The 22,524-nt window shown below is 70.1% G+C and carries 12 protein-coding genes; 8 read left to right on the forward strand and 4 right to left on the reverse strand.

Features of this window, described 5'->3' with window-relative positions; all coding sequences use genetic code 11:
* Nucleotides 1-218: 218 nt before the first annotated feature.
* From D7006_RS19855 to treY, 7 genes are read left to right on the forward strand one after another with little or no spacing between them, the layout of a single operon-like run.
* Nucleotides 219-3,422, forward strand: a complete 3,204-nt coding sequence (locus tag D7006_RS19855; protein WP_237354282.1) for an alpha-1,4-glucan--maltose-1-phosphate maltosyltransferase — start codon at nt 219-221, stop codon at nt 3,420-3,422.
* Entirely contained in the window at nt 3,419-6,700 is a 3,282-nt protein-coding gene (treS, locus tag D7006_RS19860; protein ID WP_237354283.1) for a maltose alpha-D-glucosyltransferase, read from the forward strand. Before D7006_RS19855 ends, treS begins: the two co-directional genes overlap by 4 nt.
* An 11-nt stretch (nt 6,701-6,711) precedes the next feature.
* Nucleotides 6,712-8,916, forward strand: coding sequence for a 1,4-alpha-glucan branching protein GlgB (gene glgB, locus D7006_RS19865; protein ID WP_371745133.1), 2,205 nt, complete (start codon nt 6,712-6,714; stop codon nt 8,914-8,916).
* Nucleotides 8,916-11,018, forward strand: a complete 2,103-nt coding sequence (gene glgX / locus D7006_RS19870) for a glycogen debranching protein GlgX (RefSeq protein ID WP_237354284.1) — start codon at nt 8,916-8,918, stop codon at nt 11,016-11,018. Before glgB ends, glgX begins: the two co-directional genes overlap by 1 nt.
* The gene (gene treZ, locus D7006_RS19875; RefSeq protein WP_237354285.1) at nt 11,015-12,766 is read left to right on the forward strand and encodes a malto-oligosyltrehalose trehalohydrolase; all 1,752 of its coding nucleotides are present in this window, start codon (nt 11,015-11,017) and stop codon (nt 12,764-12,766) included. Before glgX ends, treZ begins: the two co-directional genes overlap by 4 nt.
* Complete coding sequence (gene malQ, locus D7006_RS19880; protein WP_237354286.1) at nt 12,763-14,796, forward strand: 4-alpha-glucanotransferase; 2,034 nt, start codon at nt 12,763-12,765, stop codon at nt 14,794-14,796. The genes treZ and malQ overlap by 4 nt, the downstream gene beginning before the upstream one ends.
* Entirely contained in the window at nt 14,793-17,318 is a 2,526-nt protein-coding gene (treY, locus tag D7006_RS19885; protein ID WP_237354287.1) for a malto-oligosyltrehalose synthase, read from the forward strand. Before malQ ends, treY begins: the two co-directional genes overlap by 4 nt.
* A 3-nt stretch (nt 17,319-17,321) precedes the next feature.
* Here treY and D7006_RS19890 read toward each other — a convergent pair whose 3' ends face one another.
* Both D7006_RS19890 and arsH read right to left on the reverse strand, forming a co-directional pair.
* Complete coding sequence (locus D7006_RS19890) at nt 17,322-18,509, reverse strand: MFS transporter (RefSeq protein WP_237354288.1); 1,188 nt, start codon at nt 18,507-18,509, stop codon at nt 17,322-17,324.
* The gene (gene arsH / locus D7006_RS19895; RefSeq protein WP_305852681.1) at nt 18,506-19,228 is read right to left on the reverse strand and encodes an arsenical resistance protein ArsH; all 723 of its coding nucleotides are present in this window, start codon (nt 19,226-19,228) and stop codon (nt 18,506-18,508) included. Before arsH ends, D7006_RS19890 begins: the two co-directional genes overlap by 4 nt.
* 297 nt (nt 19,229-19,525) lie before the next feature.
* On the opposite strand from arsH, the gene D7006_RS19900 reads away from it, so the two are divergent.
* Entirely contained in the window at nt 19,526-20,671 is a 1,146-nt protein-coding gene (locus D7006_RS19900; protein WP_237354289.1) for a hypothetical protein, read from the forward strand.
* Between the two features lie 21 nt (nt 20,672-20,692).
* Here D7006_RS19900 and D7006_RS19905 read toward each other — a convergent pair whose 3' ends face one another.
* Nucleotides 20,693-21,964, reverse strand: a complete 1,272-nt coding sequence (locus D7006_RS19905) for an NAD(P)/FAD-dependent oxidoreductase (RefSeq protein WP_237354290.1) — start codon at nt 21,962-21,964, stop codon at nt 20,693-20,695.
* A 4-nt stretch (nt 21,965-21,968) separates the two neighbouring features.
* Nucleotides 21,969-22,487, reverse strand: a complete 519-nt coding sequence (locus D7006_RS19910; protein ID WP_169123771.1) for a DsrE family protein — start codon at nt 22,485-22,487, stop codon at nt 21,969-21,971.
* Nucleotides 22,488-22,524: the final 37 nt, after the last annotated feature.

A 22,524-nucleotide genomic window follows, 5' to 3' on the forward strand; every position in this document is an offset into this window, starting at 1 on the left:
ACGCGGCCGGCCCCTTGAGGGGCGCCGGTCGGCGACAGCGAAGCAGCCGTTTCGGGTGGTCCCAGAATTTCCCATCATGGTTAACCTTGAGTTACGTAGCGCAACAAATCCTCCCAAGGTCTCGCCAACGCCTGCGCAGCATAATTTGCGCAGTGCGGAACACCCCGCCGCCCAAGACATTGTCTCACCACAGGCAACGGTATCGGCGAGGGCAAGACGTGCACCATCAGACGATGGAGGGCGAATACGGACGGATTCTGCCGGTGTCGGGCATGACGCGTCCCCGGCTCTATCATGTGCCCCCGCGCGCGATGCCTAGGGGCGCTGCGCGCGATGCCTTCCTTGCGCGGATCGCCGCGCTCGGCTTCGACACGCTGCTCCTCGGCTGGCCGTTCCCGGTGGAGCCGCACAGCTGGTTCGCCACCCGCACCCTTGACACGCTCGCCCCGCCGCTTGACGGGGAGCGGCCCGAAGACGCCTTTCGAAGCCTTGCGGATGCGGCGGCAGCCCACGGCCTCGCCGTGTTCATGGATTTCGCCTGCACGCAGGCCGGCAATGGCGACCTTCTCGCGGCGCTGCCGGACTGCTGGAGCGGCGCGGGGACGGCAGGAGATCCGCGCGTCTCGCCCGCGAGCGCCGGCCATGGCGTCACGCTGGCGGACGAGGCGGCCGCCGCCCGCTTCACGAATTTCTGGGCCGGGCATCTCGACCGCTGGCGCCGCGCCGGCATCAGCGGCGTGCGCTGCCACGCGGCGGGGGCGCTGCCGGCCGAAGTCTGGCACCGCCTGCTTGGCCCCGCCCGCAGCGCGGGTCTCATCGCCTTGGGCTGGACGCCGGGCCTGCCGCGCGAACGGGTCCGCGACCTTGCGGACGCCTTTGATTTCGTCACCACCTCCAGCGCGTGGTGGGATGGCCGCGCGCCTTGGCTGGTGGAGGAGTTCAACGCCCTGCGCCCCCACGCCCGCCTCATCGGCTTCTGCGATGATCCGTTCGGCCCGCGCCTCGCCGCGCGCGGACCGGACGCCACCGCCGAGGCCCGCCATCGCCTCGCGCTCGCTGCCGCTGCGCAACTCGCCGACGGCTGGCTGATGCCCATGGGGTTCGAGCACGGCGCGCGCACCCCTTTCATGGAGGCAGACGCCGGACTGGACGATGCCGCGGGCTTCGACCTCTCCGCGCAGATCGCCGCCCTCAATGCCGCGCCCGTGGCGGTCCGCCGCCTGCGCCAGCTCACCTCGCCCGGCGCGGAGACGACGCTGGTGAAGGCCGATGGCCCGGACAGCGCGCGGCTCCTCGCCTTCAACGCCGCTCTCGACCATTCCGCGCCCTTGAGCGTGCGGGACGCCGCCGCGCGGCTCGGCCTCGCTTTGGCCGGCACCGTGCCGGACCAACTGCCCCCCGGCGGCACCGCCGCCATCGATCTCGCCGCGACGCCGCCCATCCTCGCGCCACGCCCGGCCGTGGCGCCCTTCACATCCGCACCGCGCATCGCCATCGAGCGGGTGACGCCGAGCGTGGACGGCGGCCGCTTCGCGGTGAAGCGCTGCGTGGGCGACGTGGTGACGGTGGAGGCGGACATTTTCGCCGACGGCCACGAATTGCTCGCCGCCGAGCTGCGCTGGCGCGCCGCGGACGAGAAGACATGGCATCGCGCACCTTTGGTGCCCACCGTGAACGACCGCTGGCAGGCGCACTTTCCCCTGCTACGCGTGGGTCGCCACGACTTCCTCATCGAGGCCTGGTGGGACCATTTCGGCACCTTCCGCCGCGACCTCGGCAAGAAGCGCGCGGCGGGCCAAAAGCTCGCCGTGGAGGTGAGCGAGGGGCGCGCTTTGCTTGAAGAGGCGTTGGAGCGCGCACCGAAGGGCCCCCGCGGCGTCATCCGCGACCATCTGAGGCGGCTGAAGGACGGCGAGGCCGCCGCCGTGGAGGCGCTGCTCTCCCCCGCCCTCGCGGCCGCCATGGCCGAGTCCAATCCCCGCGCCTTCGCCACCGGCGCGGCGCAGCTCTACCCCATCGAATGCGACCGCGAGGCCGCGCAGTTCGCCAGTTGGTACGAGCTGTTCCCCCGCTCCGTCACCGACGATGCCGCCCGCCACGGCACCCTGCGCGACGTGGTCGGCCGGTTGCCGGCGATCCGGGACATGGGCTTCGACGTGCTCTATTTCCCGCCCATCCATCCCATCGGCCGCAGCCATCGCAAGGGCCGCAACAATGCGCTTCAGGCGGGGCCGGATGATCCCGGCAGCCCCTATGCCATCGGTGCCGAGGCGGGCGGGCACGAGGCGATCCACCCCGAGCTCGGCACGTTCGAGGACTTCCGCGCGCTGGTGGCGGCGGCACGCGCGGAGGGGCTGGAGATCGCGCTCGATTTCGCCGTCCAGTGCTCGCCGGATCATCCCTGGCTGAAGGCGCATCCCGACTGGTTCCAGTGGCGGCCGGACGGCACCATCCGCTACGCCGAGAACCCGCCGAAGAAGTACGAGGACATCGTCAACGTCGATTTCTACGCCAAGGGCGCGGTGCCGGACCTCTGGCTCGCCTTGCGCGACGTGGTGGAAGGCTGGGTGCGCCTCGGCGTGCGCATCTTCCGGGTGGACAATCCCCACACCAAGCCCTTCCCCTTCTGGGAGTGGCTGATCGCCGACATCCGCAGCCGCGACCCTGGCGTGATCTTCCTCGCCGAAGCCTTCACCCGGCCGAAGCTGATGTATCGCCTCGGCAAGATCGGCTTTTCGCAATCCTATACCTATTTCACCTGGCGCAACACGAAAGCCGAGCTGCGCGACTATCTGGAAGAGCTGAACCGGGCGCCGGCGCGGGACGTCTACCGCCCGCACTTCTTCGTCAACACGCCGGACATCAACCCCTATTTCCTCCAGCGCTCCGGCCGCCCCGGCTTCCTCATCCGCGCCGCGCTGGCGTCCATGCTGTCGGGCCTGTGGGGCCTCTATTCCGGCTTCGAGCTGTGCGAGGCGGCGCCGGTGCCGGGCAAGGAAGAATATCTCGACAGCGAGAAATACGAGATCCGCCCGCGCGATTACTCGGCGCCTGGCAATATCGTCGCCGAGATCACCCGCCTCAATGCCATCCGTCGCGCTTATCCGGCGCTGCAGGGCCATCTCAACGTCACCTTCTACAACGCTTTCGACGACCAGATTCTCTACTTTGGCAAACGCCTGCCCGGCGAGGACGAGATGGTGCTCGTGGCGGTGAGCCTTGATCCCCACGCACCGCGCAGCGCCGCCTTCGAAGTCCCCCTGTGGGAATTCGGCCTACCCGACCACGCATCCGTGGAGGTCGAGGATTTGTTGCGCGACACCCGTTTCACATGGACCGGAAAGATGCAGACCATCCACCTCGATCCGGCCGACCTGCCCTACGCCATCTGGCGCATCCGCCCCGTGGGAGGCGTCGCATGAACGTTCATTCCGCCCCCGCCTCCACCGCCACCTCCACCACCGGCGATGACGCCCTCTGGTACAAGGACGCGGTGATCTACCAATTGCACGTGAAGTCCTTCTTCGATGCCAATGACGACGGCATCGGCGACTTCGCGGGCCTGATCTCCAAGCTCGATTACATCGCGAGCCTCGGCGTCACCTGCATCTGGCTGCTGCCCTTCTATCCCTCGCCGCGACGGGATGACGGCTACGACATCTCCGAATACAAGAACGTTCACCCCGATTACGGCACCATGGCCGACGCGCGCCGCTTCATCCGCGAGGCCCATGCGCGCGGCATGCGGGTGATCACCGAGCTGGTCATCAACCACACCAGCGACCAGCACCCCTGGTTCCAGCGCGCCCGGCGCGCCAAGCCCGGCTCGGCGCATCGCAATTTCTATGTCTGGTCGGACAATGACCAGGCCTATGCCGGCACGCGCATCATCTTCCTCGACACCGAGAAGTCGAACTGGACGTGGGATCCGGTGGCCGGCGCCTATTTCTGGCACCGTTTCTATTCCCACCAGCCCGATCTGAACTTCGACAATCCCGCCGTGCTGAAGGCGGTTCTGGGCGTGATGCGCTTCTGGCTCGATCTCGGCGTGGACGGCCTGCGGCTCGATGCCGTGCCCTATCTGGTGGAGCGCGAGGGCACCTCAAACGAGAATCTGCCCGAGACCCACGCCATCCTCAAAGCCATCCGCGCGGAGCTGGACGCCGCCTATCCCGACCGACTGCTGCTGGCCGAGGCCAATATGTGGCCCGAGGACACCCAGCAGTATTTCGGCGACGGCGATGAATGCCACATGGCGTTCCACTTCCCGCTCATGCCGCGCATGTACATGGCCATCGCGCAGGAAGACCGCTTCCCCATCACCGACATCATGCGCCAGACGCCGGATATTCCGGAAAACTGCCAGTGGGCCATCTTCCTGCGCAATCATGACGAGCTGACGCTGGAGATGGTCACCGACAGCGAGCGCGATTATCTCTGGAACTTCTATGCCGCCGACCGGCGCGCCCGCATCAATCTCGGCATCCGCCGCCGCCTCGCGCCCCTGCTTCAGCGCGACCGCCGGCGGGTGGAGCTGATGAAGTCGCTGCTCCTCTCCATGCCCGGCACGCCCGTCATGTATTACGGCGACGAGATCGGCATGGGCGACAACATCTTCCTCGGCGATCGCGACGGCGTGCGCACGCCCATGCAATGGTCTCCCGACCGGAACGGCGGGTTCTCCAAGGCCGATCCCGCGAGCCTCGTCCTGCCGCCCATTCAGGACCCGCTCTACGGCTTCCAGGCCATCAATGTGGAGGCGCAGAGCCGCGACACCCATTCGCTGCTCAACTGGACGCGCAAGCTCCTCTCCGTGCGCCGCGCCCACCCGGCGTTCGGGCGCGGCACGCTGCGCTTTCTCTATCCGAAGAACCGGAAAGTCTTCGCCTATCTGCGCGAGCACCAGGGCGAGACGCTGCTGTGCGTCGCCAATCTCTCCCGTTCGCCGCAGGCGGTGGAGCTGGACCTCTCGGAGTTTTCCGGGCGCATCCCGCTGGAACTGCTGGGCTCCTCGCCCTTCCCGCCCATCGGCCAGCTCACCTATCTGCTCACTTTGCCGCCCTATGGCTTCTACTGGTTCCTCCTCGCCACCGACGCGCAATCCCCGGACTGGCACACCCCGGCCCCCGAGGCCATGCCGGAATATCTCACCTTCGTGCTCAAGGGCGCGCCGGAAGAGATGATCACCGCCGCCCACCGCAAGAGCTTCGAGGCCGATGTGCTGCCGGCCTACCTGCCCAAACGGCGCTGGTTCGCGGGCAAGGGCGATGCTCTCCAGTCCGCCCGCGTCGCCATGACCGCGCGGCTCGGCAAGAAGCGCGAGCGCGCCTTCGTGATGGTGGAGACGAAACGGGCGAGCGGCACGGACCTCTACCAGCTCCCCGTCGGCATTTCGTGGGACGATGAGGCGGGCCAGTCCCTGCCCCAGCAGCTGGCGCTCTCCCGCGTGCGGCGCGGGCGGCGCACCGGCTATCTCACCGATGCTTTCGCGCTGCCGGAATTCGCCGCCGACGTGATGGACCTCATCGCCCGCGACGGCGAGGTGGCGAGCTCGCAGGGCCGCATCATCTTCCGCAGGACGCCGGCCTTCGAGAGCGTCCCGCTCACCGAGGGCGCGCCGGTGCGGTTTCTTTCGGCGGAGCAGTCGAACTCGTCGCTCATCTATGGCGACAAGGCCATTCTCAAGTTGTTCCGCCGCATCACGCCGGGCATCCACCCCGAGGCGGAGATGAGCCGGGCGCTCACCGAGCGCGGCTTCGCCAACACCGCGACGCTGCTGGGCGAGATCGTCCACGAGCCGGATAGCGGCGCGCCACAGGTGCTCGCGGTGCTGCAGGCCTATGTGGCCGGCGAGGGCGACGCCTGGACCTTCACCCTCTCCTTCCTCCAGCGCGCCGCCGACGAGGTGGGGCACGAGGACATCCAGCAGGACGACCTCATCGCCCCCTATCTGCGCTTCGCCGAGCATCTCGGCCTGCGCCTCGGCGAGATGCACCGGCTGCTCGCGGCGGAAACGGACGATCCCGCCTTCGCGCCGGAGCCCGCCGGCGGCACAGCGCTGGAGGCATGGCGCAGCCGCATCGGCGGCCGCATGGACGCCGCGCTGAAGGGCCTCGCCGCCCGCCTCGACACGCTCGCCGAACGCGACCGGGAGAAGGCATCCTGCATCCTTGATCGCCGCGCGGCGATTGGCGCCGAGATCGAACGGCTTATCGCCGCCAGCGAAAGCGCCCGGCTCCACCGCATCCACGGCGATTTCCATCTGGGCCAGGTACTGGTGGCGCAGGGCGATGCCGTCATCATCGATTTCGAGGGCGAGCCCGCTTTGCCGGTGGAGGCCCGCCGCGCCAAGGACAGCGGCTGGCGGGACGTGGCCGGCATCCTGCGCTCGCTGGATTATGCCGTGCGCGCCCGACGCCGCCCCTCGCAGGCCGCGGGCGACGCCAATTTCGGCCGCCTCGCCGATCTCTTCCAGGCGCGCGTGCCGCAGACCCTGCTCGACGCCTATCGCAAGGGCGCCGGCCTCGACACGCGCGGCGCGGAGGCGGAGCGCGACGACGCTCTGCTCCGCCTGTTCCTCCTCGAAAAGGCGGCCTACGAGGTGACCTACGAAATGGACAATCGGCCGGACTGGCTCCCCATCGCCCTCGGCAGCCTCGCCCGCCTCGTCGCGGACCTGCCGCCGGATGCCGGCGCATGAACAGCGTGCAGATGAACCGCATGGAGATGAGCCGCGTGCCGCCGCTCGATCCCGCCGTGCTCGATCAGCTCGCCAGCGGACGGCTGGACGACCCCTTCGCCGTGCTCGGCCCGCATGAGGGGCCGCACGGCCGCTATGTGCGCGTGTTCGTGCCGGGCGCGGAAGCGGTAGCGGTGCTGCCGAAGGCCGGGCCGCAGGCGCTGTTTCTGGAGCCGGGGCCCATTGATGGCCTGTTCTGCGGGCCTCTCCCCGAAGGCGCCTATGGCCTCTCCATCCGCTGGCCGAAACGCACGGAGGAGACCGAGGACCCTTACGCCTTCGGCCCGCTGCTGGGCGACCTTGATCTGCATCTCTTCTCCGAGGGCCGCCACTTCCGTCTCACCGATGCGCTCGGCGCCGCGCCGGTGAGGGTGGAGGATGTTGCCGGCACGCGCTTCGCGGTATGGGCGCCCAATGCGCGGCGGGTGAGCGTCGTCGGCGACTTCAACGGATGGGACGGCCGCCGCCATGCCATGCGCCGGCGCGGCGCCAGCGGGGTGTTCGAGATCTTCATTCCCCGCGTCGGCCCGGGTGCGTTCTACAAATACGAGATCGTCGGACCGGACGGCGCGCTGCTGCCGCTGAAGGCGGACCCAGTGGCGCGGGCGACGCAATTGCCGCCGGAAACGGCCTCCGTCGTCCCCTCCCCCCGCACCCACCGCTGGCGGGACGAGGCTTTCATGGCGTCCCGCGCCGCGCGCAATGCGCCCTCCGCGCCCATCAGCATTTATGAGGTGCATGCCGGCTCCTGGCGGCGCGATCCCGCCACCGGCGCGCCGCTGTCGTGGCTGGGGCTCGCCGAACGGCTGGTGCCTTATGTGAAGGATCTCGGCTTCACCCATGTGGAGCTGCTGCCGGTGACGGAGCATCCCTTCACCGGCTCGTGGGGCTATCAGCCCCTCGGCCTGTTCGCCCCCTCCCGCCGCTTCGGCGAGCCGGAGGATTTCGCCGCCTTCGTGGATGCCTGCCACCGCGCGGATATCGGCGTCATCGTCGATTTCGTGCCGGCGCATTTCCCGTCCGACGCCCACGGCCTCGCCCGCTTCGACGGCACCGCGCTCTACGAGCATGCCGACCCGCGCGAGGGCTTCCACCAGGACTGGAACACGCTGATCTACAATCTCGGCCGGCGCGAGGTGGCGGGCTTCCTCATCGCCTCGGCGCTCCACTGGCTGGAGCATTTCCACGTGGACGGGCTGCGCGTGGATGCGGTGGCCTCCATGCTCTACCGCGACTACAGCCGCAAGCCCGGCGAATGGATCCCCAACCGCTTCGGCGGGCGGGAGAATCTGGAATCCGTGGACTTCCTGCGCCACCTCAACGCGGTGGTGGCCGAGCGCTGCCCAGGCGCCATCACGCTGGCCGAGGAATCCACCGCATGGCCGGGCGTGAGCAGTCCCAGCGCGGACGGCGGGCTCGGCTTTTCCTACAAATGGAACATGGGCTGGATGCACGACACGCTCCACTACATGGCGCGCGAGCCCGTCTATCGCCGGCACCACCACGACGAACTCACCTTCTCCCTCGTCTATGCCTTCTCCGAGCGCTTCGTGCTGCCCCTCTCCCATGACGAGGTGGTGCACGGAAAGGGCTCGCTCATCGGCAAGATGCCGGGCGACACCTGGCAGAAGCGGGCGAACCTGCGGGCGCTGCTCGGCCTCATGTGGACCCATCCCGGCAAGAAGCTGCTGTTCATGGGCGGGGAGATCGGGCAGGAGCGCGAGTGGAGCCACGACCGGGAGATCGACTGGTTCCTGCTGGACGATCCCGCCCATCGTGGCATCCAGAGCTTCGTGCGCGACCTCAACCGCCTCTATCGCGAACTGCCGGCGCTGCACGCGCTGGACGACCGGCCCGAGGGCTTCCGCTGGATCGTCGGCGACGACCGGGAGAACAGCGTCCTCGCCTTCCTGCGCCTCGCGCCCGCTGCGGCGCCGGTGCTGGCGGTCATCAACCTCACGCCGGTGCCCCGGCAGGGCTATCGCATCGGCGTGCCCGCGGCCGGGCGCTGGCGCGAGGTGCTGAACTCCGACGCGCCGCTCTATGGCGGCTCCGGCATGGGCAATTACGGCGGCGTCGAAACGCGGGAGGAGCCGGCCCACGGCGAAGGCCAGAGCCTCGACCTCACGCTGCCTCCCCTGTCCACACTCCTCTTTGTCCACACAGGAGAAAACTGATGGCGCGGCCGGAGCGGCTTGAAAGCGGACAGCCCTATCCGCTGGGCGCGACATGGGACGGGCTGGGCGCCAACTTCGCCGTCTTCTCCGCCAATGCGGACGGCATCGACCTGTGCCTGTTCGATCCCTCCGGCCGGCGGGAGATCGCCCGGATGCCGCTGCCGGAATGCACCGACGAGGTATGGCACGGCTACCTGCCCAACGCCCATCTGGGCCTGCTCTACGGCTTCCGCGCCCATGGCCGCTACGAGCCGGAGGAGGGCCACCGCTTCAACCCGCACAAATTGCTGCTCGACCCCTATGCCCGCCAGATCGCCGGGCAGGTGCAGTGGTCGGACGCGCTGTTCGGCTATCGCGTCGCCTCCGGCCGGGGCGATCTCTCCTATGACCGGCGCGACAGCGCGGTGGCCATGCCCAAGGCCGTGCTGGTGGACGACAGCTTTTCCTGGGGCGACGACCGGCCGCTCCAGACCCCGTGGTCGGACACGGTGATCTACGAGGCCCATGTGCGCGGCCTCTCCATGCTGCGCGACGACGTGCTGCCGCACCAGCGCGGCACGTTTGCCGCCCTCGCCCATCCCGCGTTCATCGAGCACGTCAAGCGCATGGGCGTGACGGCGGTGGAGCTGCTGCCCGTCCATGGTTTCGTGCAGGACCGCTATCTGGTCTCGCAGGGGCTCAGGAACTACTGGGGCTACAACACCCTCTCCTTCTTCGCCCCCGAGCCGCGCTATCTCTCCGCCGGCGACCGCAACGAGTTCAAGGTGGCGGTGCGCCGCCTCCATGCGGCCGGGCTCGAGGTGATCCTGGACGTGGTCTACAACCACACCGCCGAGGGCAGCGAGCTCGGCCCGACGCTGAGCTTCCGCGGTCTCGACAACCGCTCCTACTACCGGCTGGTGAAGGACGAGCCGCGCTACTGCATCAACGACACCGGCACCGGCAACACGCTGAACCTCTCCCATTCGCGCGTGCTGCAGATGGTGGTGGATTCCCTGCGCTACTGGGTGACGCACTATCACATCGACGGCTTCCGCTTCGATCTCGGCGTCACGCTGGGGCGCGAGGAGCATGGCTTCGATCCCGGCTCCGGCTTCTTCGATGTGCTCCGGCAGGACCCTGTGCTTTCGCGCGTGAAGCTCATCTCCGAGCCGTGGGACATCGGCCCCGGCGGCTACCAGCTCGGCCATCATCCCCCGGGCTTCGCCGAGTGGAACGACCGCTTCCGCGACACGGTCCGCCGCTTCTGGCGCGGCGATGCGGGCCAGCGCGGCGAGCTGGCCGCCCGCCTCTCCGGCTCCGGCGACATCTTCGACCGCCGCGCGCGGCGGCCGTGGGCCTCGGTGAACTACATCGCCTCCCACGACGGCTTCACCCTGAGGGACATCGTCTCCTACGCGGAGCGCCATAACGCGGCCAATGGCGAGGACAATCGCGACGGCCATTCGGAGAATTATTCCGCCAACTGGGGCGCCGAGGGACCCACCGACGATCCCGAAATCCGCGAGCGCCGCGCCCGGCTGGAGCGGGCCATGCTCGCCACCGTCTTCCTCGCACTGGGCACACCCATGCTGCTCGCCGGCGACGAGTTCGGCCGCACGCAGAACGGCAACAACAACGCCTATTGCCAGGACAACGAGACGTCGTGGATCGACTGGTCGCTGCTGGAAGGCGCAGACGGGCAGATCCTCGCCGATTTCGTCGCGGTGCTCGCCAAGGCACGCCACGATTTTCCGCTCCTGCGCTGCCGCTCCTTCCTCTATGGCGACCGGGAGCTGGCGCCCGGCATCACCGACATTGCATGGTTCGACGAGAAGGCCGGCACGCCCTCCCCGGACGACTGGAACGCGGCGGAGGCGCGCCTGCTCACCCTGCGCCGGGCCGCGCATGGCGACGACGGCACCATCTGCGTGATGACGCTGATGCTGAACGCCACCCAGGAGCCGCGCGCCTTCCGCATTCCCCCGCCCAGCCCGGTCATCCTGATGATCGACAGCGCCAATCCCGGCGCGCCGGAGATGCTGGTGGAAGGCGAGGAGGTGGAGGTGGCGCCCCAGTCCCTCGTGCTGCTGCGCGGGCGCATCGCCGGGGGCAATGCATGAGCGGGAGGGGGTACGACACCACGACCGCCTTCGGCCCCATCCTCACCGCCAACGGAACCCTGTTCCGCCTCTGGGCGCCGGGAGCCGAGGCCATCGAACTGGAGCTGGTCACCGGCGTGCGCCTTGCCATGGCGCCGCGCGCGGGCGGATGGTTCGAGGCGGAGGCGCCGGTGGGGCCGGGCACGCTCTACCGCTTCCGCCTGAAGGACGGCACTGCCGTTCCCGATCCCGCGTCGCGGGCGCAGGCGGGGGATGTCCACGGCTTCAGCATCGTCACCGATCCCGGCGCGTATCGCTGGTGCACGGATTGGGCCGGGCGGCCGTGGCATGAGGCGGTGATCCTCGAAGTCCATGCCGGCCTGTGCGGCGGCTTCGCGGGGGTGGCGGAGAAAATCCCCGCATGGGCGGCCCTCGGCATCACGGCGGTGGAGCTGATGCCCATCGCAGCGTTTCCCGGCACGCGCAACTGGGGCTATGACGGCGTGCTGCCCTTCGCCCCCGCCGCCATCTACGGCACGCCGGAGGAGCTGAAGGCCCTCATCGACACCGCCCACGCCCATGGCGTGATGATGCTTCTGGACGTGGTCTACAACCACTTCGGGCCGGACGGGAATTATCTCGCCCTCTACGCGCCGGACTTCTTCCACCCGGAGCAGGCGACCCCATGGGGACCGGCGGTGGCCTTCGACCGGCCGGAGGTGAGCCGCTTCTTCCTCGAAAACGCGCTCATGTGGATCGAGGAGTTCCGCTTCGACGGGCTGCGGCTCGATGCCGTCCACGCCATCCTGCCACCACAAGCGCTCGCTGCCCTCGGCCGCGATATTCGCGCCCGCATCCCGGCGGATCGTCCCGTGCATCTGGTGCTGGAAAACGAGCACAACGACGCCGCTCTGCTGCCGCGCCCGTTCGATGCCCAGTGGAACGACGACATCCACCATTGCCTCCACGTACTACTGACCGGCGAGGGCGATGCCTATTATGGCGACTTCGCCGACGCGCCCGCCCATCGCCTCGCCCGTTGCCTTTCCGAGGGCTTCGCCTATCAGGGCGAGGCGGCGCCGAACCTCGGCCGGCCGCGCGGCACGCCGAGCGCACACCTTCCCCCCACCGCCTTCGTCGCCTTCGCCCAGAACCACGATCAGATCGGCAACCGCGCCTTCGGCGAGCGCCTTCTCGCCTTGGCCGATGCCGACGGCGTGCGTGCGGCGCTGGCGCTGGTGCTGCTCAGCCCCCAGATCCCCATGCTGTTCATGGGCGAGGAGATGGGCGCGCGCACGCCCTTCCTGTTCTTCACCGACCACGCGGAAGGGCTGGCCGACCTGGTGCGCGAGGGCCGGCGGGCGGAGTTCGCCCGCTTCTCCGCCTTCGCCGATCCCGCGCGGCGCGCCACCATTCCCGACCCCAATGCGCAGGCGACCTTCGCCGCCTCCATCCCCGTGCCGCCACCCGACGCGGAGGAGTGGCAGGACTTCGTGGAAGACATGATCGCCGCCCGCCACACCCATGTGGTGCCGCGCCTTGAGGGTGCCGCGAGCCTCGGCGCGCAGGCGGTGTCCGACCACGCGGTGGTCGCGCGCTGGCGCATGGGCGACGGCGCGGTGCTCACCCTCGCCGCCAACTTCGGCGGGGAGCCCTGCCCTGCCGATTTGCCGGCGGCGCTGCACCTCATCGTGTCCAGCGGCGCGGTGGAGGATTTCGCCATTCCCCCACGCGCCACCCTCGCCTTTCTCGAAGGCGCACCGGCATGACGGCGCGCCGCAGGCCCGATCCCCTGCCCATCGAGGCGCTGGCCCGCGCGGCCGGTGTTTCCATCGAATGGGCCGATGCCTTCGCGCGTCCCCACCGCGTACCCGCGGATACGCTGGAGCGCGTGCTCTGCGCCCTCGGCCATCCCTGCGGCACGCCGGCTGATATCCGCCGCTCCCTCGCCGCCCTTCAAGCGCCGCAGGGGCTGCCGGGGCTGATGACCGCCGATGCCGGCCGGGAGGTGGTGCTGCCGGGCATCGTTCCTTCCGTCCCGGCCGAGCTGGAGGGCGAGACGCCCCGCCGCGTGATGCTGCGGCCGCATCGGGAGGGCTCGGTCTTCACCGCGCCGGAGACGCCCGGCTATCACGTGCTCAGCATCGGCGCGCAGAGCCTGCGCCTCGCGGTGGCCCCGCGCCGCGCACCCTCGGTGGCCGAGAGGACCGGCCGCGCGCGGGCCTTCGGTGTGGCGGCGCAGGTCTATGGGCTGCGCCAGGCGGGGGATGGCGGCATCGGCCATCTCGGCGCCGTCGCGGCGCTGGCCGAACGGCTGGCGGGCTTCGGCGCCCATGCCGTGGCGCTGAGCCCACTGCATGCGCTGTTCTCCGCCGCGCCCGAGCGCTTCAGCCCCTATTCGCCCTCCAGCCGGCTGGCGCTCAATCCCCTCCTCGCCGACATCGCCGCCTTCTTCCCGCCGGGGGTGATCGATGGCGAGGACGAGGGTCCGGACGCCTTCATCGACTGGCCCCGCGCGGCGCGCCGCAAGCTCGCTTACCTGCGCCGGCTGTTCGACACGCTGGACGCCTACCCCGAGGCCGCTGGCGATTTCAGGGCCTTTGCCGCGCTGCCCGGCGACGACCTCGCCCGCCACGCTCTGTTCGAGGCGCTGCACGCCACCATGATCGCCGAGGGCCACGGCCCCGACTGGCGGAAATGGCCCGCGCCGCTGCGCGATCCCGAAAGCCCTGAAGTCGCCGATTTCGCATCCGCGCAGGCGAACGAGGTGCGCTTTCACCTTTTCCTGCAATGGCTCGCCGCCCGCAGCCTCGCCGCCGCGCAGGCCCACGCACGGGCTTCCGGCATGGGCATCGGCCTCATCGCCGATCTCGCGGTGGGGCTCGATCCCGCCGGCAGTCAGGCGTGGAGCCGGCCGGGTGATCTCCTCGCCGGCCTCGCCATCGGCGCGCCGCCGGACCTCATCAATGTGGCCGGGCAGAACTGGGGCCTCACCGCCATCTCGCCCACGGCGCTGGCGGCGCAGAATTTCGAGCCGTTCCTCGCGGCCATCCGCGCGGCGCTCCGCCATGCCCGCGGGGTGCGCATCGACCACATCCTCGGCCTGCGCCGCCTGTGGCTCGTGCCGGACGGCGCCGGCGCCGGAGAGGGCGCCTATCTCAGCTATCCGCTTCAGGACCTCCTGCGGCTCGTGGCCATCGAGGCCCATGCGCATGGCGCCATCGCCATCGGCGAGGACCTCGGTACGGTGCCGGAAGGTCTGCGCGAGGAGATGTCGGCGCGCGGCATCCTCGGCATGCGCGTGCTGCCGTTCGAGCGCGACGAGGACGGTGGCTTCCGGCCGCCGCAGGACTGGCAGGCGGAGGCGGTGGGGATGACCTCCACCCATGACCTGCCCACCATCGCCGGCTGGTGGCACGGCCGCGACCTCCACTGGCGCGCCCGCATCACCGCGTCGGACGTGGCAGCCGAAGCCCTCACCGCCCGCGCGGGCGAGCGCACGGCCTTCGCCACGGCGGCGGCCGCGGCGGGCATCGCCGCCTCGCTCGACGATGCGGACGGCGCGGTGGACGCCGCCGTCGCCTATGTGGCGCAAAGCGCGTGCGACCTCGCGATCATCCCGCTGGAAGACCTGCTCGGCCTCGACGAGAGCCCCAACCTGCCCGGCACCGTCGACGAGCACCCCAACTGGCGCCGCCGCCTGTCCGCGCCGGCCGAAGACCTCCTCGCCGCGCCCCGGGTCAGGGCCCGGCTCTCCCTCCTCCAGCGGACCCGCGGCGAAGGGGCCGACCAGCGATGACCTCTGACCTCCCCCGCGCCACCTATCGCCTGCAGTTCCACAAGGGCTTCACCTTCGACGACGGCGCGGCGGTGGTGCCCTATCTCGCGGATCTCGGCATCAGCCACCTCTATGCCTCGCCCATCCTGAAGGCGCGGGCGGGCTCCACCCACTGCTACGATGTGGTGGACCCCGCCCACGTCAATCCCGAACTCGGCGGCGAAGCGGGCCTGCGCCGTCTGGTGGCGGCACTGCGCGGCCACGGCATGGGGCTGGTGGTGGACATCGTGCCCAACCACATGGGCGTCGGGGGCGACGAGAACCCCTATTGGCTCGACGTGCTGCGGCGCGGCCCCGACAGTCCCTTCGCGCCCCTGTTCGACATCGACTTTAAGGCCGGCGGCGGGCGGCTGCTCGCCCCCTTCCTCGGCGCGCCCTATCACGAGGTGCTGGCCGCCGGCGACCTCAAGCTGGTGCGCGATTCCGAGGCCGGCTGGGCGGTGCGCTACTTCCACCACCTCTTCCCGCTGCGGCCGGAGGATGCCGAGGCGCTGGAGGCCGATCCCGCCGCCGCCGGCAGTCTGGCCGGGGAGGAGGCCGCCCGGCATCTCCACGCGCTTCTGGAGCGCCAGCACTATCGCCTCGCTTATTGGCGGACCGCCCCGGACGCCATCAACTGGCGGCGCTTCTTCGACGTGACGGAACTGGCGGCGCTGCGCGCCGACGCCCCCGGCGTGTTCGAGCGCACCCACGCCACGGTGCTGGACCTCTACGCGGAAGGCCTCATCGACGGCCTGCGCGTGGACCATGTGGACGGCCTCGCCGACCCCGGCGCCTATTGCCGGCGGCTGCGGGCGGAGCTTTCGGCGCGAGAGGCGTTGCGGACGGCGCCGCTGCGCGGGCGCGCCTGGCTGGTGGTGGAGAAGATCCTCGCGGCGGGCGAGAGCCTCGATCCCGGCTGGGAGGTGGACGGCACTACCGGCTACGACTTCATGGAGGAGGTGAGCCGCCTGCTCCACGACGCGGCCGGCTTCGAGCGCCTCACGGCCCACTGGGCCGCCCGCACCGGACGTCCCGCCGCCTTCTCCGCCGAGGAAGAGCCGGCGCGGCGGGAGATCATCGCCCGGTCCTTTACCGCGCCGCTGGAAAGCGCGGTGGATGCCCTCGCCGCGCTCGCCGCCGCCGATCTCGCCGACCGGGACCGGCCGCGACCGGCGCTCCGGCGCTGCCTCATCGAAATCCTCGTCCACTTCCCCCGCTATCGCACCTACGCGGCAGGCACGGGCGAAACGGGAGCGGATGCGTTGCATGAGGCCATCGCGGCAGCACACGACAGCGTCTTCCCCGGCGATGCATGGCACCTCGACCGGATCGGCGCATGGCTCGGCCCCCTCGCGGCGGACGCACCCCATCAGGACCTGCGGCGCGCGGCCATCACCCGCTTCGAGCAGCTGTCTTCCCCCGTCGCGGCCAAGTCGGTGGAGGATACGGCCTTCTACCGCTACGGCCCGCTGCTCTCGCGCAACGAGGTGGGCTCCAACCCCGCCACGGGCGGCGGCAGCGTCGCCGACTGGCACCGGACCGCCGCCGCGCGGGCGGCGCACTGGCCCGCCGCCATGCTGGCGAGCGCCACCCACGACCACAAGCGCGGCGAGGACGTGCGGGCGCGCCTCTCCATCCTCAGCGAATGCGCCGACTTGTGGATCGCCCTCCTCGACCGCTGGCTGGCGGCACTGAAGGGACAGGCGCCGACCGTGGATGCCGCCGACCGCATCATGCTTCTGGAGACGCTGGTGGGCGCGTGGCCGGACGATGCTTCCGGCATGGAAGGCTTCCTCGCCCGCGTCGAGAGCTGGCAGATGAAGGCGCTGCGCGAAGCCAAGCGCGCGACCTCGTGGGACCGGCCGGACGAGGCTTTCGAGGCCGAGGCGCAGGGCCTTGCCCGCTTCATCCTCACCGCGCCGGAGGGGGCGGACATGCGGCGGGAAATCTCCCGCTTCGTCGATCTCATCCGCCCGGCGGCGGAGGCGAAAGGGCTGGTGGCCAGCGTGCTCAAGCTCACCGCCCCCGGCATTCCCGATTTCTATCAGGGCACGGAATTTCTCGACCTCTCGCTGGTGGACCCGGACAACCGCCGCCCGGTGGATTTCGCCCGTCGCCGCGCCGGCCTCGACGCCCCGCCCGAGGATGCCGACGCCCGCAAGCAGCACCTCATCCACACGCTGCTCCGGCTGCGCGCGGACGAGTCGGAGCTGTTTCGCGGGGAGTATGTGCCGCTGGACGCGGGCGGCGCCGTGCCCATGGTCGGTTTCCTGCGCACGGGCGGCGGCAGGGCGCTGCTGGTCGCCTGCCCGGTAAGGACCTTCGAGCAGGTGACGCCGGCCGGCGGCCTTCAACCGGCCGCGTGGCAGGGGATAAAGCTGCCGGACGGGTTCCGCTGGCGCTTCGCCGTGCCCGGCCTGTTCGCCCCTGTCCTGTCCACGGCCGATCTCGCCGCCAACATGGACTGGCCCTTCGCCCTTCTCCTGGGCGAGAGAGGCTAAGGGCTACACCCGCCGCCAGAGCAGCGCGAGCAGCACCGCCGCCGCGAGCCACAGGCCGATCAGCGCCGAGAATGCCGCGCCCGCCCCCCAGGCCGCGAGCAGCTGCGCCGCGCCCAGCGGGGCCAGCGCCTGGGCCAGCAAAGCCGGACGGGCGAGGCGCCCGGCGAGGACGGGGTAGCGCTCCGCCCCCAGCACGGCCAGCGGCACCGTGCCCTTGGCGATGGAGAAGATGCCGTTGCCGGCGCCATAGGCGACCAGCGCCACGGCGACGATGGGAAAGCCTGCCGCCAGCATCACCAGCCCCAGCCCCATCAGCGCCACCGCCCAGATCATCGTCCACAACGGATGATGCCGCCCGCCGGATGCCTGCTCGATGATCCGCGCGAACACCTGCGACGGGCCGATGAACGCCCCGGCGGCCACCGCCTCGGCGAGGCTCAGGCCGCGCGACTGGAGCAGCGCCAGCACCTGCACCGACATGGCGGAGGCGATGGTGCCGATGAGGGTGACGATGCCGGCCATGAGCAGGAAGGAGATGCGCTCGGGCCCGCCAAGCACCACCGGCCCGCCCCGCGCCGGCCGGCCGGTCTCCGCCCGAGATGCGATCGCCGGCATGAAGGCCAGCACCAGCGGGATCGACACGAAGAGATGCAGGCCCGCATAGACGAGGCAGGTCGCCCGCCAGCCCAGATGCGCATCGAGGAAGGCGGTGATGGGCCAGCACACCGTGCTGGCGAAGCCGCCCCACAAAGTGAGCATGGTGATCGCCCGCCGCGCGCCCGCCCCGTAGAGCCGGCCAAGGGCGGCGAAGGCCGCGTCATAGAGGCTCGCCGCCATGCCTGCGCCGGCAATGCACCAGCCCAGCATGAACATTGCCGGCCCCTGCGCCAGCGCCAGCAAGGCGAGGCCGCAGGCCAGCAGCGCGCACCCGCCCGCCAGCACCGGCCGCCCGCCGCGGGCATCGATCAGCGCGCCGACCTTCGGCGAGACCAGCCCCGCCACCAGAAGCCCCACGGAGAGGCTGCCGACGATCCATTGCAGCGGCCAGCCCGTATCCCCAGAGATCGGCCCAGCCAGCACCGTGAGCAGATAGAAGGACGAGCCCCAGGTGAGGATCTGCACCACGCCCAGCGCGGCGATGACCGAACGGCCGGCGCCGCCTGTCCCGGCCGGCGATGCGGCGGCGCTCACCGCACGGCCGCGCCGAGGGCGAGCCGCGCCTCCAGCGCCTCGGCCGCTTCCTTGCGCTCGCTGTAGCGGTCGGTGAGATAGGGGGAGATGTCGCGCGTCAGCAGCGTGAACTTCACCAGCTCTTCCATCACGTCCACCACCCGGTCGTAATAGGCGGAAGGCTTCATCCGGCCCGCCTCGTCGAACTCCTGATAGGCCTTGGCGACGGACGACTGGTTGGGAATGGTGAGCATGCGCATCCAGCGGCCGAGGATGCGCATCTGGTTCACCGCGTTGAAGGATTGCGAGCCACCGCACACCTGCATCACCGCCAGCGTGCGGCCCTGCGTGGGGCGGATGGCGCCCAGCGCGAGGGGGATCCAGTCGATCTGCGCCTTCATCACCGCGCTCATGGCGCCGTGCCGCTCCGGGCTGCACCAGACCTGCCCCTCGGACCACAAGGTGAGCTCGCGCAGCTCCGCCACCTTTGGATGCTCCACCGGGGCGCCATCGGGCAAAGGCAGGCCATCGGCGTGATAGACCCGCGTTTCCGCGCCGAGCCGATTGAGCAGCCGCTCCGCCTCCAGCGTCAGCAGGCGGGAATAGGAGCGCTCGCGCAGCGAGCCGTAGAGCAGCAGGATGCGCGGCGGATGGCGCGAGGGCGCGGCCGGGAGCAGCCGGTCGAGGCTCGGGACGTGAAACAGGGCCTCGGTTACGTTGGGCAAAGTGTCGTCGGTCACGGATGCTCCTCGCCTGGGCTGGCTCCGCCGCTCTCATAGCAGCGTCCGGCGCGGCTCACAGCATCCATCGGCGACGCGACGGTGCGGCGACGGGCCGGCGCGCCTGCACCCGGCTTGAGCAGCAAAAAGTCAAATCATAAGCAGAAGTGCAAATCTTGCGCATGGTCACGAGATTTTTTGGCCCATTTCTCTCCGCATCGGCCTCTCTCGAACTATTCGATTGACGCCGCGCACCAGCGACAGACTATAGTCCGTGACATCACCGTCCCGCACCCGCTTCCCAACCGGGAGATTGCTATGGGTCTGCAGTCCATGGTCGATTTCAAGTGGCCTGGCCTCATGCGACCGGACGGCGCGCGCATCGCGCTCAATCGCGACGCCTTCATCGCCATCGATCGCTACAAGGACATCAGCTACGATCCGGTGTACCGGCCGCAGGCGCTCTATCACCGCGCGCTGGAAGGCCTCCATGCCAATAACGGCGCCTTCCTGCTGCAGGAGGTGGCCACCAACCTGCCCATCTACCGGGACGACACGGGGCCGACCGACTTCCACCTGCACCTGCCGCCCGGCGGCTTCCAGCTGGTACTCGTCACCTCCGGCATGTTCACCTTCGACTATGACGGCAAGGTCCACTATGTGGGGCCCGGCGCGGTGATGCTCCAGAGCGCCATCGTCCACCGCCAGCTCTTCTACACATGGTCGGGTCTCTCGACCGAAGAGAATTTGAAGACGCCGCAGACCGTGGTGCCGGACCCGTTGTGCATGGGCTATTCCGGCAAGTTCCTGGAAGCCTTCATCACCGATCCCTCCACCTTCCCGAACCCCACCGTGGTCGGCCCGCAGGAGATCCGCGAGGACGAGACGCCCCGCACCGCCTGGAAGCATCCACTGCACAACCGGCCGGTGGGCGCGGGCTTCTGGGTTCAGGACCCCCTCGCCCTCGACGCCCTGTTCCGCCCCTATCCGGCCGATGCGCTGGGGCCGGTGGCTTCCCCCATGCCGGTGCATGTGCGTGACCTCGGCATCGAGGCGCCGAGCGGCCATCTCGTCACCGGCCACATCATCGCCACCGATCCGCGCGGCGGCGCTGCGCTGCCCAAGTCGGCGGCGGCGGCCGATGCGGAGGGGCTGGCGAAGGGCGAGGTCGTCGTCTACCGCATCATCCGCGGCACCGCCGGTTTCGCGGATCGCGCGGGCAAGATCATCGAGCTGGCCACGGGCGATACGGTGACCGCCGGCGCGGGCGCCATCCGGCTCGCGGAGATCGGCGAGGACACGCAGATCCTGCGGCTCGGCCTCCTCAACGGCTTCGATGCCCTGAGGATGTGGACGCCCGGCCAGCGGGACGAGATCGACGCCCTCGCGGGCCAGATCATCACCCGCGCGGATCTGCGCAGCGATCGCCTCGCCGGCAGCCCGGTCGGCTATCTCTACGAATAGCGCACCGCCCCGGAGCGCCGCTCAGCCGAACATGCCGGCGACCGTGGCGCGGTACCAGTCCGCATTCTCCTCCTGCTGGCGGCGGCGCAGGGCGGGCGGCTCGCCGGCTCCGGAGACGGAGCCCTCCACCTCGCGGATGCGGCCATCCACCGGGCGGTAGAGCCCGCTCACCTTCACGGCATCGTCGGCCGCGATGAGGCTCCAGCAGGTGCTGGCATAGCTGGCCGGCCGGACAGCATCTCCGAACAGCCCGGCGAGCAGCGCCCGCGCCGCCACATCAGCCTGGCTCCCCGCGGCGAAGGCGGATTTCGGGATCTCGCCGCCGATGGCGGCATCGCCGATGACGAACACGGCGGGGTCCAGCGCCGAGGCCATGGAGGCGGCATCCACCGGGCACCAGCCCGAGGCATCGGCCAGCCCCGCGCCGCGGGCGATGGCGCCCGCCTTCTGCGCCGGGATCACGTTCACCAGCGCCGCCTCGCGATAGGTCTCGAAGCCGGTGACGACCGTGCCGGTGGCCGGGTCCACCGAGACGAGGCCGTCGGAAATGTCCGGCGCCATCCATTCCACCATGCCAGGATAATGGCCCTCCCAGCCCTCCTGAAAGAGGCCCTGCATGGAGAATTTCGGCTTCGGGTCCACGATGATGATGCGCGCCCCGCCACGCCCGGTGGTCTTCAGGCGATGGGCCATCATGGAGGCGCGCTCATAGGGCGCCGGAGGGCAGCGGAAGGGGTTGGGCGGGGCGATGATGACGATGAGGCCGCCGTCCGGCACGCTATCCAGCCGCTCCTTGAGGAGGCGCAGCTGGGCGCCGCCCTTCCAGGCATGGGGCATCGCCGTCTCGTCCGCACGGCTCCACCCGGGCACGCTGTCATAATCGAGATCGATGCCGGGGGAGAGGATGAGGCGGTCATAGGGAAGGCGACCGCCACCGGCGAGGCGCACCTCCCGCCGTTCCCGGTCGATGGCGTCGGCCCTTTGCGGCACGAGGCGCACGCCGGCCCGCGCGAGGCCCTGATAGCCGAATTCCAGCGCGGCGAAATCGATGAAGCCGCCGAGCCAGAGATTGGAGTGGAACACCGCCACATAAAGCGGCTCCGGCTCCACCAGCGTGACCTCCACCCGGCCATCGCGCAGAAGGGCGCGGGCGGCATTCGCCCCGCCGGCGCCGCCGCCCACAATCACCACGCGCGGCCTTGCCTGCGCCGCGACGTGCGGCGCGCAGAGCAGCGCCGCCGCCAGCGCCGAACCGCCCAGCAGCGCCCGCCGCGAGACGCCCGCGCGCGCCATGTCTTCAGCCGACCTTGAGGTAGCCGAACCCCTTGCCCTGCAATGCGCCGGCGGTGGCGATGCCGGAGGGCACGAAGGCGATGAAGGCCTCATCGCGCGCCTTCTCCTTGGGCACATGGTTGCGCTCGAAGGTGTAGGCGCACAGGTAGACCTTCAGCCCGTTCTTGGCGAGGGCGGCGATCTTCTCATTGAGCGTGGGGTCGAGGGTTTCCTTCTCCCACATGGTGCCGTTGAGATTGTCGAGGAAGAATTTGATGCCGCCCGCATGGGCCACCATCACGATCTGCAGCGCGAAGGGGTCCGCGCCGTAGGAGGCGTAGTGGTTGTTGATGTTGTTCAGCGTCTGGGCGAAGCGGGCATGGTCGCCATAGTCCACGTGGTAGACGCAGGCCGTGTCCGCTTCCTTCTTGATGTCGGCGAGCTGGAGCGACTGCACGGCAGCATGGGCGCTCGTGGCCGCGATCGGCGCGGCGCCCGCAAGCGCCATGGTGCCGAGGAAGGCCCGGCGGTCGAACTGGGGCATGGTTTCCTCCCGTCATCGGCGTCTGGCGCGCCGTGTG

It is taken from the genome of Xanthobacter sp. YC-JY1, assembly GCF_021730305.1.
GTDB lineage: Bacteria > Pseudomonadota > Alphaproteobacteria > Rhizobiales > Xanthobacteraceae > Xanthobacter > Xanthobacter flavus.

Bases quoted from the DNA above. Each gene is read 5' to 3' on its own strand.
- D7006_RS19910 (WP_169123771.1), bottom strand. From the start codon at position 22,487: ATGCCCCAGTTCGACCGCCGGGCCTTCCTCGGCACCATGGCGCTTGCG.
- malQ (WP_237354286.1), top strand. From the start codon at position 12,763: ATGACGGCGCGCCGCAGGCCCGATCCCCTGCCCATCGAGGCGCTGGCC.
- glgB (WP_371745133.1), top strand. From the start codon at position 6,712: ATGAACCGCATGGAGATGAGCCGCGTGCCGCCGCTCGATCCCGCCGTG.
- treZ (WP_237354285.1), top strand. From the start codon at position 11,015: ATGAGCGGGAGGGGGTACGACACCACGACCGCCTTCGGCCCCATCCTC.
- glgX (WP_237354284.1), top strand. From the start codon at position 8,916: ATGGCGCGGCCGGAGCGGCTTGAAAGCGGACAGCCCTATCCGCTGGGC.
- treY (WP_237354287.1), top strand. From the start codon at position 14,793: ATGACCTCTGACCTCCCCCGCGCCACCTATCGCCTGCAGTTCCACAAG.
- D7006_RS19900 (WP_237354289.1), top strand. From the start codon at position 19,526: ATGGGTCTGCAGTCCATGGTCGATTTCAAGTGGCCTGGCCTCATGCGA.
- D7006_RS19905 (WP_237354290.1), bottom strand. From the start codon at position 21,964: ATGGCGCGCGCGGGCGTCTCGCGGCGGGCGCTGCTGGGCGGTTCGGCG.
- treS (WP_237354283.1), top strand. From the start codon at position 3,419: ATGAACGTTCATTCCGCCCCCGCCTCCACCGCCACCTCCACCACCGGC.